11 protein-coding genes are annotated in these 17,462 nt (G+C 70.7%); 4 read left to right on the top strand and 7 right to left on the bottom strand.

Features of this window, described 5'->3' with window-relative positions:
* Nucleotides 1–11: 11 nt before the first annotated feature.
* Nucleotides 12–1,556, top strand: coding sequence for a DUF1996 domain-containing protein (locus SCNRRL3882_RS29395; protein ID WP_010037071.1), 1,545 nt, complete (start codon nucleotides 12–14; stop codon nucleotides 1,554–1,556).
* A gap of 77 nt (nucleotides 1,557–1,633) precedes the next feature.
* On the opposite strand, the gene SCNRRL3882_RS29390 is transcribed toward SCNRRL3882_RS29395, so the two are convergent.
* Nucleotides 1,634–2,080 (bottom strand): hypothetical protein, encoded by a 447-nt coding sequence (locus tag SCNRRL3882_RS29390; protein ID WP_010037069.1) that lies wholly within the window; start codon nucleotides 2,078–2,080, stop codon nucleotides 1,634–1,636.
* 148 nt (nucleotides 2,081–2,228) lie between these two features.
* Between SCNRRL3882_RS29390 and SCNRRL3882_RS29385 the strand changes: the two genes are divergently transcribed.
* From SCNRRL3882_RS29385 to SCNRRL3882_RS29375, 3 genes are all read left to right on the top strand, one after another.
* Entirely contained in the window at nucleotides 2,229–2,756 is a 528-nt protein-coding gene (locus SCNRRL3882_RS29385) for a tetratricopeptide repeat protein (protein WP_010037067.1), read from the top strand.
* Nucleotides 2,757–2,804: 48 nt separating this feature from the next.
* On the top strand, nucleotides 2,805–4,727 hold the full coding sequence (locus SCNRRL3882_RS29380) for a hypothetical protein (RefSeq protein WP_010037065.1): 1,923 nt from the start codon (nucleotides 2,805–2,807) through the stop codon (nucleotides 4,725–4,727).
* Between the two features lie 95 nt (nucleotides 4,728–4,822).
* Complete coding sequence (locus SCNRRL3882_RS29375) at nucleotides 4,823–5,512, top strand: TetR/AcrR family transcriptional regulator (RefSeq protein WP_086012483.1); 690 nt, start codon at nucleotides 4,823–4,825, stop codon at nucleotides 5,510–5,512.
* Between the two features lie 6 nt (nucleotides 5,513–5,518).
* Here the strand turns inward: SCNRRL3882_RS29375 and SCNRRL3882_RS29370 are convergent, their stop codons facing one another.
* From SCNRRL3882_RS29370 to SCNRRL3882_RS29345, 6 genes are all read right to left on the bottom strand, one after another.
* Complete coding sequence (locus tag SCNRRL3882_RS29370) at nucleotides 5,519–5,875, bottom strand: 5-carboxymethyl-2-hydroxymuconate Delta-isomerase (RefSeq protein WP_029180972.1); 357 nt, start codon at nucleotides 5,873–5,875, stop codon at nucleotides 5,519–5,521.
* Between the two features lie 35 nt (nucleotides 5,876–5,910).
* Nucleotides 5,911–7,536, bottom strand: coding sequence for a fused response regulator/phosphatase (locus tag SCNRRL3882_RS29365; RefSeq protein WP_010037054.1), 1,626 nt, complete (start codon nucleotides 7,534–7,536; stop codon nucleotides 5,911–5,913).
* 74 nt (nucleotides 7,537–7,610) lie between these two features.
* Nucleotides 7,611–13,052, bottom strand: a complete 5,442-nt coding sequence (gene pulA / locus SCNRRL3882_RS29360) for a pullulanase-type alpha-1,6-glucosidase (RefSeq protein ID WP_010037051.1) — start codon at nucleotides 13,050–13,052, stop codon at nucleotides 7,611–7,613.
* Between the two features lie 183 nt (nucleotides 13,053–13,235).
* Nucleotides 13,236–14,609 carry an alpha-amylase gene (locus tag SCNRRL3882_RS29355; protein ID WP_010037049.1) on the bottom strand — a complete coding sequence of 458 codons (1,374 nt, stop codon included), beginning with the start codon at nucleotides 14,607–14,609 and terminating at the stop codon, nucleotides 13,236–13,238.
* A 130-nt stretch (nucleotides 14,610–14,739) separates the two neighbouring features.
* Nucleotides 14,740–16,407, bottom strand: coding sequence for a glycoside hydrolase family 13 protein (locus SCNRRL3882_RS29350; RefSeq protein ID WP_029180971.1), 1,668 nt, complete (start codon nucleotides 16,405–16,407; stop codon nucleotides 14,740–14,742).
* Nucleotides 16,408–16,553: 146 nt separating this feature from the next.
* Complete coding sequence (locus SCNRRL3882_RS29345) at nucleotides 16,554–17,462, bottom strand: sugar ABC transporter permease (protein ID WP_010037038.1); 909 nt, start codon at nucleotides 17,460–17,462, stop codon at nucleotides 16,554–16,556.

Below are 17,462 nucleotides of genomic sequence, written 5' to 3'. Positions count from 1 at the left end.
AGAGGAGTTCCATGGGACGCAACACAAGAAAACGCCGGACGCCGCTGGCCACCAAGGCCATAGCCGCATCGGCGGCCCTAGCGCTCGGTGGGGGCGGGCTGATCTGGGCAAACTTCTATGCCTCGGCGCATGAGGAGAACTCGGCGAACCAGACGAAGTCCGCGGGCGCGCAGATCGCCACGATCCAGTGCCCGGACGTCGGACAGCAACTGACCGATGTGCCGGACGGTGCCCGCCAGGGGGTGGACAAGGAGCTGGCGAACCTCGACAAGCAGATCAGCGAGGCCTACACCCGGCTCGCCTCCACGCGCCAGGCTCAGGCCGGTGACCCGGGCTTCGTCAACAACGCCATCCTCGGCCCGCTGAAGTCGAAGCGGACCGCGGCCATCGACCGGATCGGCATCAACATCCGGCGGGTGGGCGGACAGGCCCCGGACAACCTCGCCCAGATGGCCGAGTGCAAGGGCATGGCCGCCGACGCGAACACCAACGACGGCAACGCCGGGGGCGGCCAGAACAACGACGGCCAGAACAACGACGGTCAGGACCAGGGCCAGAACAACGGCGGTCAGGACCAGGGCGGTGACAACGGCCAGGACCAGGGTCAGGGCGGCAACGGCGGTCAGGCCGGCAACGGCCCGGTGGCCGACGACTTCATCAACATCGAGGATGTCCAGCCGAACTCCCGCAACCTGCCGAACGGCCTCGCCGCGAACGGCGACGGTGGTTCCACGGGCTCGTTCACCACGAACTGCGGCACCAACGAGAACGAGAACCGCAACTCGGACAACGTGATCGTGGCGCCCGGCGTCTCCAACGGCGCGCAGCACCAGCACGACTACGTCGGCAACCAGAGCAACAACGCCTTCGCGAGCGACGAGGACCTGGCGAACGCCGAGACGTCCTGCCAGAACCAGGGCGACAAGTCGTCGTACTTCTGGCCGGTCATCCGTATCCAGGACGGTACTCAGGACATCGACCAGGGCCAGCCCGGTGGCGGTCAGGACGGCAACGTCGGCAAGATCGTCGAGCCCGCCGAGGCCCAGCTGAAGTTCGTCGGCAACCGGACGAGCGACGTCGTCGCGATGCCGAAGGCCCTGCGCATCATCACCGGTGACGCCAAGTCCTTCACCAACGGCCTGAACAACGCCAACACCTCCTGGAGCTGCACCGGCTTCGAGGACCGGCAGGTGACGGACAAGTACCCGATCTGCCCCGAGGGCAGCTCCGTGGTGCGGACGTCCAACTTCCAGAGCTGCTGGGACGGCCAGAACATCGACAGCGCCAACCACCGCACCCACGTGGACTTCGTGGAGGCGGACGGCAGCTGCTCGAACGGCTTCAAGGCGATCCCCCAGCTCCAGGTCCGCCTGGTCTACGACGTCCCGGCGCCGCAGATCAACAACGGGCAGATCCAGAACGCGTTCGCGGTGGACTCCTTCCCGGAGCAGCTGCACAAGGCGATCACCGACCACAACGACTTCATCAACTTCTTCGACGAGAACGTGATGAACGAGATGGTCCAGTGCATCAACAACGGCGAGGACTGCCAGTAGTCCTCACTCGGTAAAGCAGCGGAAAGCCGGCGGTGGGATTTCCCACCGCCGGCTTTCGCTCGCCCCGGCCCGCGCGGTCAGCCGTGATGGCTGCCGCCGTCGTGACCGCCCTTGTTGTGGCTGCCGCCGGGGTTCATGTGCTCGGAGCCCTCCTCCATGGTTCCGCCGAGGGTGCCCTGGAGCGCCGTGACCGTCTTCTCCTGGCCGATGGCGACCCACTTGCGGCCGACGAGGTAGTAGCCGCCGTAGTCCTTGGCGCTGTTCAGCCATTCGCGCTGACCGCGGTCGGTGGCGAAGGTCGCGAGGACGTATTTCTCCTTGCCCTTCTTGCAGAGGGCCTGGCGGATCTCGTCCGCGTCGGTCTGCATGTCGGGCTTGCACTTGGCCTCTGCCGCGATGTGCTCCAGGCTGCCGGTCACCGCCTCCGGCACGGCCGCCTCGTCCTTGCCGCCGGATCCGCAGCCGGCCAGCGCCAGTATCGCCACCGCGCCGCTCAGCGCGAGCATCGGTCGGGTCACCCTCATCTGTTCCTCCGGTCCTTGTCACGGCACAATCCGGACGCATGCCGCACGGAGCCCCGGCTAAGGCTCTCTCGCCTTCGATACGGCTGCGGAGCCCGTGGTGCTCAAAACCCGGTGTCCGGCGTGGGCACTCCTGTGCGAGTGTGTCCCGGTGAACCAGGACTGGGAAGATCGCACGGCCGCCCTGTGGGACCGGTTCGACGGCTACGCCGAGACCGAGGAGGACGAGGCCCGCTTCCGTGCCGACGTCGACGCCCTCGTCGCCGAACTGCCGGAGGGCAGCCCGCTCGGGCCGTTCGAGCAGGCCTGCGCCTGGGACTCCACGGGCCACTCGGACAAGGCGGTCCCGCTCTACCGGGAGGCGCTGGCCCGCGGTCTCGCCGAGGTCAGCCCCTACAGGACCCGCCGGACGAAGATCCAGCTGGCCAGCTCGCTGCGGAACATCGGGCAGGCGGAGGAGGGTGTCGCGCTGCTGACACCCGAGCTGGACGCTCCCTCCGACGAGCTGGACGACCCCGTACGCGCGACGCTCGCGCTGTGCCTGTCCAGCCTGGGCCGCGATCGCGAGGCGTTGTCCCTGGCCCTCGGCGCCCTGGCCCCGCATCTGCCGCGCTACCAACGCTCGATGGCGAACTACGCCCGGCTGCTCGTGGAGCCCGGGGAGTCGCCTGGGGCATGACGCTCCGCTGTCAGGTGACCATCCACCGATTCGCTCGTTCTGCTGAACGTGCAGTCACAGGATGTCGCCCAGCGCCCCGCGCCCCCTTCCCCCGCCGGCCAGGTCGTCGATGTCGAGCAGGCCGAGGCCGCGCTCGTCGAGCACTACCCGAGGCTCGTGCGGCTCGCCTATCTGGTGCTGCCAGCCGGGCTGGGCCGCAGCCGCCGCGTCCTCACCGCGCACGCCCTCACCCAGCGGGCCCTCCCCCGCAACCGCACCCCGGCCCCGGTGATCCCGGCGCAGTCCACCGGCCGGGACGGCGACCCGGGCTACGCCCTGGTCCGTCTCCAGGTGCTGCGTACGGCTCTGGAGGCGGGGCTGCCCTTGAAGCGCAAGGCATGGCCCAAGAGGTCCCAGCTGCCGCCGCTGCTGCCGCAGGTGTGGGGCTTGAAGCTGTTCCCGCGCTCCGGCGGCGCCGACGAACTCGCCCTGGACCAGCGGCTGTCCACCCTGTCCGGCCCGGCCCGGGCCGCCTACGCCCTGCGCGGCCTGGAGCGGCTGACGGACGACGGCGTACGCAAGGTGCTCACGGCTGCGAGCGTCGCCGACGCGGACGGTGCGCTGCTGGAGGCCGACGGGATCCCCGCGCAGTACGGGCTGCTCGACTCCCCCGAGTTCGACCCCTGCTCGCTGCAGGCCCGCCCCACCGACCTGATGCGGCGCCGCCAGCACCTGAAGGCCGCGCTGGCCGCCGGGGCGGCCCTGCTGGTGTGCGGGGCGCTGCTGGGTCTGCCCGGCGAGGGCTGGGGCCCCGACGGCGCCGCCGCGCCGCCGTACGCGCGCAATCCGGCCGCCCAGGCCGCCCTGGACCCCGCGAAGCTGACCCGGGTCTCCCCCACCGCGTGGCGCGGCTCGGCGCGCACCGACTTCTCGGTGTGGCCGGCCCGCGGCGACCTCACCGGCGACTCGGCCCTGCTGCGCCGCGCCCTGGCCGTCTGGGCCCGCCCCGGCGAGACGGTCCGGGTCTCCGCGACGCCCGGCACCGCGTCCGGCGGCCCGGCCGGACCGCCCCAGCTGCTGTACGCGGGGACGGTCGACGCGGCGCGCGTGGTGATCCTCTACGACGGTCTGCGCATCGCCCGGTACGCCGAGCCGAAGGAGGGCACGCAGGGCGCCGCCCTCGACTTCGCCCGGGTCGACGGCGCGGGCCGGGCCGAGGCGGGCGCGGTGGTCCTGGGCCGGGCCGACGGCAACGTCCGTTATCTGACCGCCCCTTGGGTGGAGAAGGCGGGCGAGCGGGACCTGATGAAGCCGGGCTCCGGCGCGATGGACCTGTCCCTCACCGACGGTGTGACCGCGCCGCTGGCCAGCCCGGTCCTGCGGTCGGACGCGTGCACGTCGTGGAACGTGCTGCAGCTGACCGACGGCACGCGGACGCGGTTGCTGACCGACCTCGGCGAACTGGTTCCGGCCCGGCTCACGGCCGGCCGGCCCGGGTCCCCGCGCGAGGCGGCCGGCGCCGCGGCGCTGCGCACCTGGGCGCCGTTCGCCTGCTCGCTGGGCACGGTGCGCTCCGCGGGCGTGCGGAGCGTCAACGCCTGGGCGTTCAACGAGCAGCCGCTGCCGGACGCGAGCGGTTCGGCGGCGTGGGTGTGCACCCGGGCCGAGACCTGGCGGGGCGGCGGGGCGCGGGTGCTCGCCCAGTTCCACACGCCGGGCGGGCGGTACGGGGCGGTGGCGGCGAAGGCCGAGAACGTTCCGGCGTGCGGGGCGCGCGACCCGCACGTACTGGCCGGAGTGCTGTGGAAGTCGAAGGCGGGCGACTGGTATCTGCTGGCCGCCGGCAGCCGGGAGACCGCGTCGATCCGGGCGACGGGCGGGGTCGGCGGGTCGTCGCGGACCAGTCTGCTGACCGTGCCGGCCGAGCAGGGGGCGCGGGCCGAGCTGAAGGGCACGCTGCGGGACGGGCGTTCGCTCGGCGGCCTGCGCTGACCGACGGCCCCGGGCGCCCGCCCCGGCCCATCCGGGTGAACATCCCTGATCGATCCGATCCGTTCAAGGCCGGAATCGATCGGTAAGGTGTTCGCATGACTACCGGGGTTCGCCGCAGAATGGGAGTCGAGGAGCGGCGGCAGCAGTTGATCGGCGTCGCCCTCGAACTGTTCAGCCGCCGCTCGCCCGACGAGGTCTCCATCGACGAGATAGCGTCGGCCGCGGGCATTTCACGCCCGTTGGTCTACCACTACTTCCCCGGCAAACTCAGCCTGTACGAGGCCGCGTTGAAGCGGGCCTCGGACGATCTCGCGGCCCGTTTCGTGGAACCGCACGAGGGGCCGCTGGGGGCGCGGCTGCTGCGGGTGATGCGCCGCTTCTTCGACTTCGTGGACGAGCACGGCCCGGGTTTCTCCGCCCTCATGCGCGGCGGCCCGGCGGTCGGCTCCTCGACGACCAACGCGCTCATCGACTCCGTACGGCAGGCCGCGTATGTCCAGATCCTTTCGCATCTGGGCGTGACCGATCCGCCCGCGCGGCTGGAGCTGGTCGTGCGTTCCTGGATCTCGCTCGCCGAGTCGACGGCGCTGATCTGGCTGGACGGCCGGCGCATCCCGCGGGCCGAGCTGGAGGTCCAGCTCGTCCACGACTTCGCCGCGCTCACCGCAGTCAGCGCCGCCCAGGACGCCGAGATGGGCGCCCTGATGCGCCGCATCGCCCAGGAGGAGCCGGCCGACGGACCGTTCGCCCGGCTGGCCGGCCGTCTGCCGGCGCTGGCGACCTGAGACCGCTCAGCATTCGAACTTCCGGTACGACGCGTCCAGTTCCCGCACCTCGGCGGAGGCGTGCAGCACGCGTCCCTCGGCGGCCTTCACATGGGTGCGCAGCAACTCCAGGGTGGCCTCGGTGAGCCGGGCCTTCGTCTCCTCGGTGCGGCCGGGGAGCAGCGCGATGTGGACGTGCACATGGGCGTGTCCCCCGGTCTCGGGGCCGACCACGACGTCCTCGGTCCGGCGGAACCGGGTCTTGCACGCCGGCGGCTTGGCGGCCGCGATCTCGACGGTCGCCTCGTGCAGCGCCCTCGCGAACCCGGGCCGGTCGAAGCCGTCGGCGAGGTCGGCGGAATAGTCGACGGTGATCTGCGGCATGAGCACTCCAGTTCTGGGCGGTCAACGGGCTCACCTTAGACAGACCCCAACCGCAGGGCCAGCATCGCGATGTCGTCCTCCCGGTCCCGGCCGAAGCAGCCGAGCAGCACGTCGCAGAGGGTGTCGAGGCCGGCCGGGGCGTCGGCGGCGGCCGTGCGGAGCTGTTCCAGGGAGGTCTCCAGGGGGGTGCCCCGGGTTTCGATGAGGCCGTCGGTGACCATCAGGAGGCGGTCGGTGGGCTCCAGGTGCCGCTCGGTGGGCGCGGGCCGTTCCAGGCCCAGCCCGAGCAGCGGACCGCAAGCGTCGACGTACTCGGCGCCGCCTCCCTCACGCAGGATCAGCGGCGGGATGTGCCCGGCGTTGGAGATCCGCACCCGCCCGCTGCCCGGGTCGACCAGGGCCAGGCACACGGTGGCCGTGATGTCGGGGTGGTACTGCTGGAGCATCCGGTCGAGCTGCTCGGCCAGGACCACCGGGTCGCTCTCGGTCACGCAGTAGGCGCGCAGCGCGTGCCGGATCTCGACCATGACGGTGGCCGCGTCCAGCGAGTGACCGACGACGTCCCCGACGGCGATGAGCACGCCCTCGCCGGTGCGCAGGGCGGCGTAGAAGTCGCCGCCGATCTCGGTCTGCCGGGAGGCGGGCACGTAGCGGACGACGATGTCGACGCCGGGCAGGTGCGGCAGCTTGTGCGGCTGGGGCAGGAAGCTGTGCTGGAGGGTGAGCGCGACGTGCCGCTCCACCCGGTACAGCAGCAGCGGCTCGGCGGCCAGCGCGCAGGCCTGGGCGAGGCGGGCGAGCAGCCCGTCGGCCGCGGGGTCGGTGATCGCGGTCCGTCGTACGGGGGTGGCGAGACAGACCGCCGTCCGGCCGTCCTGGGCGGTCGCCACGGTCAGGCGGGCGTCCTCCTCGACGCCCGGACGGAACATCCCGGCCGGCCACAGCGGCGCGGGGACGACGGTGCCGTGGACGCCCGTGCGGCCCTCCGCGAGCCGGGTGACCAGCCGTGCCGCCGCCTGGTGGGTGCCGCTGTCCGCGGGCGCGGGACGGCAGCGGGCCGTGCCCCGGTACGGCTCGCCGTCCGGGCCGATCACGAACACCACGGCGGGCGAGGCGGTGAGGCGGGCGGCGCCGTCGGCGGCCGCGGCGGCGAGTTCCCGCGGACAGCGGGCGGTCTGCACGGTGACGATGGCCTCGGACAGCAGCGTCAGACGGTGGACGGCGGTCTCGGCCCCCGTGCTGCGGCGGGCCCCGCGCACGGCGGCCCGAACGACGGCCTGGATCTCCTGCGGCTCGGCGGGCACGGTCAGATAGGCGTCGCCGCCCGCGTCCAGTCCCCGGCACCGGTCGCCGGGCGCGGTCGCGGCGGCGGAGAAGTGCACGACGGGCAGGGCGCCCATGGGCGGCCGGGCCCGGACCCGGCGGCACAGTTCGAAGCCGCTCATGTCCGGCAGGCCCACGTCGACGAGGGCCACGTCGGGCAGGGTGCCGTCCCGCAGCCGGACGTCGAGTTCGACGAGCGCCTCGCCGCCGCTGGCGACCGGCACGACCTGGTGGCCGGCCCGGGTCAGCACCGCGCCCATGGCGTACCGGCTGGCCGCGACGTCGTCGACGACCAGCACGGTGGTGCCGGGGGTGTGCTGTGTGCCGTTGCCGTCCATCTCGACTGCCCCTCGGGGCGTACGTGGGTGGGGCAGACCGTCGGTCGCGGTCTGCCCCACCCAACGTAGTGCGGTTATCCGGCGGCCCGGGTGAAGACGGCGACCGTGCGCCCCGGAACGGCGAACGTGCCCGATTCCGCCGCGTAGGAGGACGACTTGACGGTAGAGTCCGCCCCCGCCGCCTGCACGGGGTGCAGCCGGTAGCCGGTCCCGGCGAGTGCGGGGACGCGCTGTTCCTGCCGCTCGGGCGTGGCGTTGAAGACCACGACGAGGTCACCGAGCCGCATGGTGATCACGCCGGGTGTCTCGTCCTGGCCGGACAGCGGGAAGGAGAGCCGGGACTGCACCCGCTCGGCCGTGCCGAGGGAGAAGTCCTGCTCGGTGGTGCGGATCCGCAGCAGGTCGCGGTAGGCCGCCGAGGCGCTGTCGATCTGCTCGCAGCCCACCCTGACCTTGCTCAACAGGGGCTTGGCGTACGGCCACTTGGCGGCGTTGTCGGCCGCCATGGGCAGTCCGCGGCCGAAGCCGTTGCCGTCGGCGCAGTTCCAGTGGACGGCGTTGAACCAGTCGCCGCTGTCGTAGGAGTTGCGGTCCAGGGACTTGGAACGGAGCAGGTCGGTGCCGGCCTGGGAGAGGGCCGGGCCCTGGGACAGGGTGGCCGTCGCCATGGCGAGGACCTGCATCCGGGCCCGGTCGGACGCACTCGTCGTGGCGGGCAGCTTGAAGGCGAGCGCGTCGAAGAGGGACTCGTTGTCGTGCGCGTCGGCGTAGGCGAGGGCGTCGCCGGGGGCGTCCGCGTAGCCGGCGGGTGAGCCGTTGTAGTCGACCTCGGCGCCCTTGACCTCCTTGCCGCCGGTGTCGGTGAACCGGTAGGAGGCGAGGTTGCCGGACAGCCCGACCTTGATCAGGTCCTGGTAGTGCAGCAGGCGGGCCTTCTGCTCGGCCGGAGTGCCGTTGTGCTCCGAGGAGTTGGGGTCGGTGTAGAGGCCGGACGCGAAGCCCTGCACGCCGGGGTCCTCGTCGAAGGGGCCACCGCCGCGCACGGCGTCACGGGCCCGGTCGGAGAAGGTGGCGATGCCGGTTCCGGCCATGTTCTTCTGCGTGGCCTGGACGAACCGGGCGTCGTCGGCGACCTCACCGAAGTTCCAGCCCTCCCCGTACAGGATGATCTTCTTGCCGTCGACGCCGTCCTTCTCCGGGGTGAGCGCGTCGAGGGCCTCGCGGACCGCGAGGATGTTGGCCTTCGGGTGGTGGCCCATGAGGTCGAAGCGGAAGCCGTCGACCTTGTACTCCTTGGCCCAGGTGACGATCGAGTCGACGACCAGCTTGCCCATCATGGCGTTCTCGGGGGCTGTGTTGGCGCAGCAGGTGCTGTTCGCCACCGAGCCGTCGGCGAGGAGCCGCTGGTAGTAGCCGGGCACGATCCGGTCGAGGACGCTGGTCCGCTCCTGGCCGGCGGCCGCGGTGTGGTTGTAGACGATGTCCATCACGACCCGCAGGCCGTCGTCGTTCAGCGCCTTGACCATCCTGCGGAACTCGACCGTGCGGGCCGTGCCGTCCGGGTCGGTGGCGTAGGAGCCCTCGGGGACCGTGTAGTGGTACGGGTCGTAGCCCCAGTTGTAGGCGTCCTTCGCGGCGATCTTCCCGACGCACTCCTGCTGCTTGTCCGAGTCGGCCGGGTAGGAGGCCAGGTCACAGTCGACGCCCGCCTGGTCGGCCTTGCGCTCCGGGATCGTGGCGATGTCGAAGGCGGGCAGGAGGTGGACGTACGAGGTGCCCGCCTTCGCCAGCTCGCGCAGGTGCTTGGAGCCGTCGCTCGCCTTGTCGGTGAAGGCGAGGTAGGTGCCCGGGTGCTTCGCCGTCCGGTCCTCGACGGAGAAGTCCCGGACGTGCAGCTCCTGGATCTGGGCGTCCCTCAGCGGTACGGCCCTGGGCTTGGTGTACGTCGACCAGCCGCTCGGCGCCAGGGACTTGTCGCCGAGGTCGACGACCAGGCTGCGCTCGGAGTCCGCGGTGAGGGCGACCGAGTAGGGGTCGGTGACCTTGTTGGTGACGACCTTGCCGGCGCTGGGCGCCCAGACCTTCACGGCGTACCGGTACGGCTTGCCCTTCCAGGACTTCGGGCCGGTGACGGACCAGACGCCGGTGGCGCTGTCGCGGCGCATGGCGACGGTCCTGCCGTCGAGTTCCAGGGCGACGGACTGCGCGGTCGGCGCCCACACCGACAGGGTGGGGCGGCCCTTGGCGAACGTCGGTCCGAGGTCCGCCCTTGTGGCGCCGGAGTACAGGTCGTCGAGGACACCGGCGGTCTGGACGCCGGTGGCCGCGAGCACGGCTCCGTTCGCCGCGTGCCGGGTGGCGACGACCTGGCCGCGCAGGGCCTCGCGGACCCGGTCCCGGTCGCGCGGGTCGACGGTCCAGGCGGCGTGGTCCTTCAGGTGCGGGAACCTGGCCTTCTGGGCGTCGGTGAGCTCGCTCTTCGACAGGCGCAGCCACTTGGCGTCCCCGGTCAGCGTGCCGTCCTTCACCGCGATCGAGCCGTCCAGGCTGTACAGCAGCTGCGTGGAGGCGGCGGCCTCGGAGCTGTTCCAGGCGAGGGTGTTCCGGTCGATCCAGACCGCCTTGGAGGTGGTCAGGTCGAGGGCGGCGGAACTGCCCGCGGGCTGCGGGAGCAGGTACTTCTCCTGGCCGTTCACCAGCCACACCTCGTGGCCGTCGGCCTTGAGGTCGAGCGACTGGTCGGTGGGCAGGTCCTTCTCGTCGCCCTTGTGGATGATGTAGCTGAGACTGGTGGCACCCTCGGTGAGCGGCACCTCGAAGACAGCGCCATAGGAGTCAGTCTTCACCGGCTTCAGGGGGTTCGACCAGTCGGTGGGGTTCGCGGCGCCGGTCCAGACGTGCAGTCCCCAGCCGTCGTAGTTCCCGTCGGCCCGGTGGTAGTGCAGGACGGCCTTGCCCTGGTCGGGCGCCGGGTACTCGGGCCGCTCGGTGGTGACGGTGTCCTTGCCCTGCTCGATCCAGACTTCACCGGTCTTGGTGACGTCGATCGTGCGGTCGGTGGAGACGTCCTTGTCGCCGTCCTTGTCGATGACGAGGAAGCCGACGTTCGAGGCGCCGGGCTTGAGCTTGACCCAGGCGAAGGCGCCGTAGGCGTCCCGGCCGGTGAAGGGGTGGCTCTCGGGCCACTCGGTGGCCTCGCCCTCGGCGAGGTCGCCCCAGGCGTACAGGCCCCAGTCGGCGTAGTCGCCGTCCGCACGCTTGTAGTGGACGATCGCGTAGTCGCGGGCGGAGGCGGTGGGCGGCTGAGGGGCGGGCGGGGTGCCGGTGGTGGAGCCGGCCAGGGCGCTCGCGGTGCGGCCGGCCGAGTCGACCACGACGGCCTTGTAGCGCAGGGCCGTACCCGGTGCCACGTCCTTGCCGATGGTGTGGGTGACCTTGTAGGGGGCGTGGTCGGCGGAGCCGAGGACCTGCCACTTTCCGTTGCCGGTCTGCGCGGCGAAGACGACCCGGTTGAGCTGCCCGCCTCCCCCGCTCTCGGCTTCGCTCGAGCGGGAGGTGCCCCCATCGTCCGCGGTGACCTCGACCGTGCCGGTGGCGCCGGCCGCCGGGGCCTGCAGGCTGATCGTCGGCCCGGTGGCGGGCGCGGCGAGCCTGCCGGCCGCCTTGAGGACGATCGCCGAGCCGGGCGGGACGGTGACGGTGAGCTTCCTGTCGCCGTCGCTCTTCGGGGCGGCGTCGGTGCCGTGGATGCCCTTGAAGACCATGCCGGCCGAACCGGTCGCGAAGGTCGCCGTCCTCGCCTCGTCCGCGTTGTTGAAGGCGACGACGTACTCGATGCCGCTCTTGGCGTCCGTGCGGGAGAAGGCGTACACACCAGGGCCGTCGGCCGCGTACCGCTGCTGCTGGACGCCGTCGGCCAGGGCGGGGTGGGCCTTGCGGAGCGCCGCGAGAGCACTGATCTGGCGGTAGAGCGGTGCTCTCGTGTCGTAGGCGTCGTCGGCGTGGGTGCGGTCGGTGCCGATCCGGTCGTCGTCGAGGTAGTCGGCGGTGCGGGAGGCGAACATGCTCTGCCGGGCGTCCTTGTCGCCGCCCGCGCCGGTGAAGCCCTGCTCGTCGCCGTAGTAGACGACGGGGTTGCCGCGGCTGAGGAACATCAGCTCGTTGGCGAGCTTGTCCTTCTTGAGCAGCTCGGCGTCGGTGGCCTTCGGGTCGTCCTGCTTCAGGAAGTGGCCGATCCGGCCCATGTCGTGGTTGCCGAGGAAGGTGACCTGCTCGTACGCGTTGGCCTTGTCGGTCGTGTACTTGTAGTCGTCGCCGAAGACGCTCGCGAGCTTCTGCGCGCTGCCGCCCTGGGAGGCGTACTGGCGGGCCGCCTCCTGGAAGGGGAAGTCGAGCGTGGCGTCGAGGCGGCCCCGGGTGACGTACGGGGAGGTGACGTCCGTGTCGGCCGAGTACACCTCGCCGAACATGAAGAAGTCGTCCCGGCCCTTCTTGGCCGCGTAGGCGTCGAGGGCCGTGGCCCACTGCGTCCAGAACTCCATGTTGACGTGCTTCACGGTGTCGATCCGGAAGCCGTCGACGCCGAAGTCCCGCACCCAGCGCTGGTAGATCCGCTCCATGCCCCGCACGACCTCGGGCCGCTCGGTCCACAGGTCGTCGAGGCCGCTGAAGTCGCCGTGGGTGGAGCTCTCACCGGCGAAGGTGGAGTCGCCGCGGTTGTGGTACATCGTCGGGTCGTTGAGCCAGGACGGGACCTTGACGTTCTTCTTCGCCGCAGGGACGGTCGGAGTGCGCGGGAAGGAGCCGCTGTCGACCTCCGGGAAGTCCCGTCGCCCGTCCGCGTAGTCCGCGTCGTCGAAGGGCTTGCCGTCCTTCGTCAGGTACGGGAACGCCCCCTTGGACAGGTAGTCGTAGGACTTCTCCTCGTAGTCGACGACGTCCGCCGTGTGGTTGGTGATGACGTCGAAGAAGACCTTCATGCCCTTGGCGTGGGCCTTGTCGATGAGGGTTTCGAGGTCCTCGTTGGTGCCGAAGTGCGGGTCGACCTGAGTGAAGTCGGTGATCCAGTAGCCGTGGTAGCCGGCGGACGCGTTGGCCCCGGTGCCCTGCACGGGCTGGTTCTTGAAGATCGGGGCCATCCAGAGGGCGGTGGTGCCGAGGCCCTTGATGTAGTCGAGCTTCTTGGTCAGGCCCTTGAGGTCGCCGCCCTGGTAGAAGCCCTTGTCGGTGGGGTCGTAGCCGGTGGCGAGGCGGGAGCCGGTCAGGCCGCCCTTGTCGTTGCGCGGGTCGCCGTTGGCGTAGCGGTCCGGCAGGACGAAGTAGAACTGCTCGCGGGTGGCGTCGTGGCGGGCGGGCTCGGCGGCGAGCTTCGCGTCGGACGGGGGCGCCGGTGGGGTGGCCGCCCCGGCGGCGAGCGGCTGGACGAGTGCTGCGGCCAGCGCGGTGGCAGTGACCGCGGCGATCCGTCCGGCACGGGAGGTTCGGCGCCTTGAGGGCGCACGCCATCTCGGTATCACTGACGTGGACTCCTTGCGATTGCGGCTCTCTCGGGTCCGACCCCGCGCGACCGTATCGCCGCCGAAACACTTACAGCAAGAGTCTTGAAACCGCTGGAAAGAAATTTCAACCACCTCGTCAGCCCCCGGGGAACGCAGGCCGGCACTCGATGAGCGTCGGTCCCACGTTCCCCGCTGGTGCGCTTAGCAGCTGGACTTGCCGGCGTAGATCGCCAGGGCGGTGTCGGAGCCGAGGGTGGCGGTGAACTGACCGCTGGAGTTCACCGTCACGGTGGTGTTGTTCTGCACGTTGCAGTACGTCCCCGCGGGCAGCGACGTCTGGTACGTACGGCTCAGCGATCCCGACTCGTGGTTGATGGCCACGAAGCCCTTGCCGCCCCGCCCGAACGCGATGGCGTCGTTGCCGTTGTCCCACCAGTTGGTCACGGCCTCACCGCGCGTGGCGTTGCGGAAGGCGACCATCGACCTGATCTCCGGCCAGTTGTGCTGGCACTTCCAGCCGTCCTGCCAGCACGCGTTCACCTGACCGCCGTTCGGTGGGCCGGCGTCGTGGTCGGTGAACTCGTAGCCGGAGTTGATGTCGGGCGCGCCGTAGGGCCAGGCCAGCATGAAGACGTTGGCGAGGGTGTAGTTGGCGCCGTCCTTGTAGCTGAGGGTGGAGCCGTTGCGCTCGGTGTCGTGGTTGTCGACGAAGACACCGGAGACGCCGCTGCTCATATAGCCCCAGCCCTCGCCGTAGTTCTTCAGGTAGGCGAGGTTCTCGTTGTTGAAGACCCGCTTGAGGTCGTAGGCGTAGCGGAACTCCTGGACGTCGCCGTTTCCGGTGTACTCGGTGGGCTGGACGGCCTCGCCGGCGCCGTAGATGACCTCCTGCTTCCAGTACGCCGACGGATTGCTCAGCCGGGACTTGATGTTCGCCAGGTCGGCGGCGTCCATGTGCTTGGCCGCGTCGATGCGGAAGCCGTCCACGCCGAGGGAGAGCAGGTCGTTCATGTACCCGGCGACGGCCCCGCGGACGTAGTTCTCGCCGGTGTCGAGGTCGGCGAGGTTCACCAGTTCGCAGTGCTGGACGTTCCAGCGGTCCTGGTAGTTGCCGATCTGGCTCGTGCAGTCGTCGAAGTCGGGCGCGGAGTAGAGGCCGGGGTAGTTGTACTTGGTGTACGACGAGCCGCCGGTGCCGGTGCCGCTGCCCGCGGACATGTGGTTGACGACCGTGTCGACGACGACCTTCACACCGGCCGCGTGGCAGGTGTTCACCATGCTCTGGAAGGCCGCGCGGTCACCGAGCCGGCCGGCGATCTTGTAGCTGACCGGCTGGTACGACGTCCACCACTGCGGGCCCTGTATGTGCTCGGCGGGCGGGGAGACCTGGACGTAGCCGTATCCGGCGGGGCCGAGGGTGCCGGTGCACTCGCGGGCGACGGAAGCGTACTTCCACTCGAAGAGGACGGCGGTGACGTCCTTGGTGCCAGGTGGGGAGGCCTGTGCACTGGACGGGTTCATGACAACCGCAGCCGCGGCGAGCGCGACGGCGGCGGAGAGGTGTCTGCGTGCCATGTGGGGTTTCCTTCTTCGTTGAAGGTTCTTGCTGCAAGGTTCAGAAACCTTGCGGTGACGCAGATGTTAAAGGCCCGCCGCCCGAAAGGGCAGCGGGCCGTGCGAAATTCAACGGAAAATCAGGGAGCGATCAGGCGGTGGTCCACCACACCGTCGTGTCGGCCGGCAGCTTCGCCTCGTCGTCGACCTGGACGATCTCCCGACTCGCGACCAGCACCCGGCCGTACGCCGGCATCGCCACCGACTCGCCGGTGGTGTTCGCGACGCACACGAACTCCCCGCGCCGGAAGGCGAGCACCCCCTCGGGCGCCCGCAGCCACTCCACGCAGGAGCCGGCGCCGAGGTCGGGCTGCTCGCGGCGCACGGCGAGCGCGGCCCGGTACAGCTCCAGGGTGGAGCCGGGCTCGCCGGTCTGCGCCTCGACGCTCAGCTCGCCCCAGCCGTCCGGCTGAGGCAGCCAGCTGCCCCCGTCCCCGAAGCCGTACGACGACCCGGTCCGGGTCCACGGGATCGGCACCCGGCAGCCGTCACGGAAGCCGTCCTGGCCCGCGCCCCGGAAGTACGCCGGGTCCTGGCGCACCTCGTCCGGCAGGTCCACGACGTCCGGAAGACCCAGCTCCTCGCCCTGGTAGATGTAGGCGGAGCCGGGCAGCGCGAGCATCAGCAGGGTCGCGGCCCGGGCCCTGCGCAGGCCCAGTTCCCGGTCGCCGGCCAGGCGGATCTGGGTGCCGAGGCCGGGCGGGTTGGCGAAGCGGGTGGCGTGCCGGGTCACGTCGTGGTTGGACAGCACCCAGGTGGCGGGGGCGCCGACCGGACGCATGGCGTCCAGGGTGCGGTCGATGACCTCGCGCATCTGCGCCGCGTCCCAGTGGGTGCTGAGGTACTGGAAGTTGAAGGCCTGGTGCAGCTCGTCCGGGCGGACGTAGTTCGCGGTCCGCTCGATGGTCGGGGTCCACGCCTCTGCGACGAAGATCCGCTCCCCCGCGTACTCGTCGAGGATCAGGCGCCACTGCCGGTAGATCTCGTGCACCCCGTCCTGGTCGAAGAACGGCATGACATCGTTGCCCAGCAGCTTCACCTGGTCGTGGGATCCAAGGTCGGGAAGCCCCTCCGCCTTCACCAGACCATGGGCGACATCGATCCGGAAGCCGTCGACGCCCATGTCCAGCCAGAAGCGCAGGATGGAACGGAACTCGTCGCCGACCGCGGGGTGCTCCCAGTTGAAGTCGGGCTGCTCGGGGGCGAAGAGGTGCAGGTACCACTCACCGTCCGGGACCCGTGTCCACGCCGGGCCGCCGAAGATCGACTCCCAGTCGTTGGGCGGGAGTTCGCCGTTCTTCCCCTTGCCGGGGCGGAAGTGGTAGCGGTCCCGCAGGGGGGAGCCCGGGCCCTCAGCGACGGCCCGCTTGAACCACTCGTGCTGGTCGGAGGAGTGGTTGGGCACGAGGTCGACGATGATCCTCAGGCCCAGCTCGTGGGCGTCGCGGATCAGCGCGTCGGCGTCCAGCAGGTTGCCGAACATCGGGTCGACGGCCCGGTAGTCGGCGACGTCGTAGCCGGCGTCGGCCTGCGGCGAGGCGTAGAAGGGGCTGAGCCACACGGCGTCCACGCCGAGGTCGCGCAGGTACGGCAGACGGGTGCGGACACCTTCCAGGTCGCCCATGCCGTCGCCGTTGCTGTCGGCGAAGCTGCGCGGGTACACCTGGTAGATCACCGCGTCCCGCCACCAGTCGCGACGCTTGGCGACGGCCACGGCGGACGTGGGGGTGGGGGCAGGTGCAGCTGAGTGCTGGCTCATGTCGTCCTTGATGCGTAACAGAGGTGTGGTCATGTGAGGCGTCGGGGTGGGTGACGAGGCGGCCGCGGCACAGCGGGGTCGGATGGGCGCCGCGGCCGCCTCGGGCTTGTGAAGTGCGGTTCGGCAGTGCCCCGAGGGGCGCTGGGTCACCCCTTCGTGCCGCCTGCGGTGAGCCCGGTCACCAGGTTCTTCTGCACGAGGTAGAAGAACGCGGCGGCCGGTATGGCGATCAGAACCGCGGTCGCGGCCATCAGGTTCCGCTGCGCGTCGTGCTCGCTCACGAACGTCTGGAGACCGACGGCGAACGTGTACTTGTCGTCGCTCAGCAGGAACGTCGAAGCGAACGCCACCTCACCGAAGGCCGTGAGGAAGCTGTAGAACGCCGCGACCGCGAGGCCCGGCTTGGCCAGCGGCAGGATCAGCCGCGCGAACGTGCCGAAGGGGGTCAGCCCGTCGACGCGGCCGGCCTCGTCGATCTCGAACGGGATGGTGTCGAAGTAGCCCTTCATCAGCCAGGCGCAGTACGGAACGATCGTGGTGCAGTTGACAAGGATGAGACCAAGGTAGCTGTCGATGAGCTGCAGATCCGAGAGGATCTGGTACATCGGCACGATCAGTACCGCGATCGGGAACATCTGGGTGACGAGCAGCACCCACATCAGCTTCCGGTAGCCGGGGAACCGCATGCGGGAGACCGCGTACCCGGTGGACGCGGCGACGACGACGCCGATCAGCGTCGTGCCGAGCCCCACGATCAGCGTGCTCTTCAGCCAGTGGAAGAAATTGGTGTCCTGGAGGACGAACGCGTAGTTGTCGAGCGCCATCTTGCCCCAGATGCGCCCGGGGTGGAGGTAGTCGTCCTTGTCCGGGCCGAGGGACAGGAAGACCAGCCAGGCGATCGGGAAGAGCGCGGTCAGGCTCGCGCCGATCAGGACGGCGTGCGAGACGAGGGAGGCCGCCCGGCTGCGCTCGTCGCGGCGGCGGACCTTGCGGGGTGCGCCGACGGGTCGCCGCCCGGTGTCCGCGGCGGAGGTCTCGGCGGTGGTCGTACTCAT

This window comes from Streptomyces chartreusis NRRL 3882, from assembly GCF_900236475.1.
GTDB classification, from domain to species: domain Bacteria; phylum Actinomycetota; class Actinomycetes; order Streptomycetales; family Streptomycetaceae; genus Streptomyces; species Streptomyces chartreusis_D.
This window is presented reverse-complemented; position numbering and strand designations above follow the sequence as displayed.

What these genes read in the sequence shown, in the direction of transcription:
- SCNRRL3882_RS29375 (WP_086012483.1), top strand. Translation starts at nt 4,823, where the DNA reads ATGACTACCGGGGTTCGCCGCAGAATGGGAGTCGAGGAGCGGCGGCAG.
- SCNRRL3882_RS29390 (WP_010037069.1), bottom strand. Translation starts at nt 2,080, where the DNA reads ATGAGGGTGACCCGACCGATGCTCGCGCTGAGCGGCGCGGTGGCGATA.
- SCNRRL3882_RS29345 (WP_010037038.1), bottom strand. Translation starts at nt 17,462, where the DNA reads ATGAGTACGACCACCGCCGAGACCTCCGCCGCGGACACCGGGCGGCGA.
- SCNRRL3882_RS29350 (WP_029180971.1), bottom strand. Translation starts at nt 16,407, where the DNA reads ATGAGCCAGCACTCAGCTGCACCTGCCCCCACCCCCACGTCCGCCGTG.
- SCNRRL3882_RS29370 (WP_029180972.1), bottom strand. Translation starts at nt 5,875, where the DNA reads ATGCCGCAGATCACCGTCGACTATTCCGCCGACCTCGCCGACGGCTTC.
- SCNRRL3882_RS29395 (WP_010037071.1), top strand. Translation starts at nt 12, where the DNA reads ATGGGACGCAACACAAGAAAACGCCGGACGCCGCTGGCCACCAAGGCC.
- SCNRRL3882_RS29365 (WP_010037054.1), bottom strand. Translation starts at nt 7,536, where the DNA reads ATGGACGGCAACGGCACACAGCACACCCCCGGCACCACCGTGCTGGTC.
- SCNRRL3882_RS29355 (WP_010037049.1), bottom strand. Translation starts at nt 14,609, where the DNA reads ATGGCACGCAGACACCTCTCCGCCGCCGTCGCGCTCGCCGCGGCTGCG.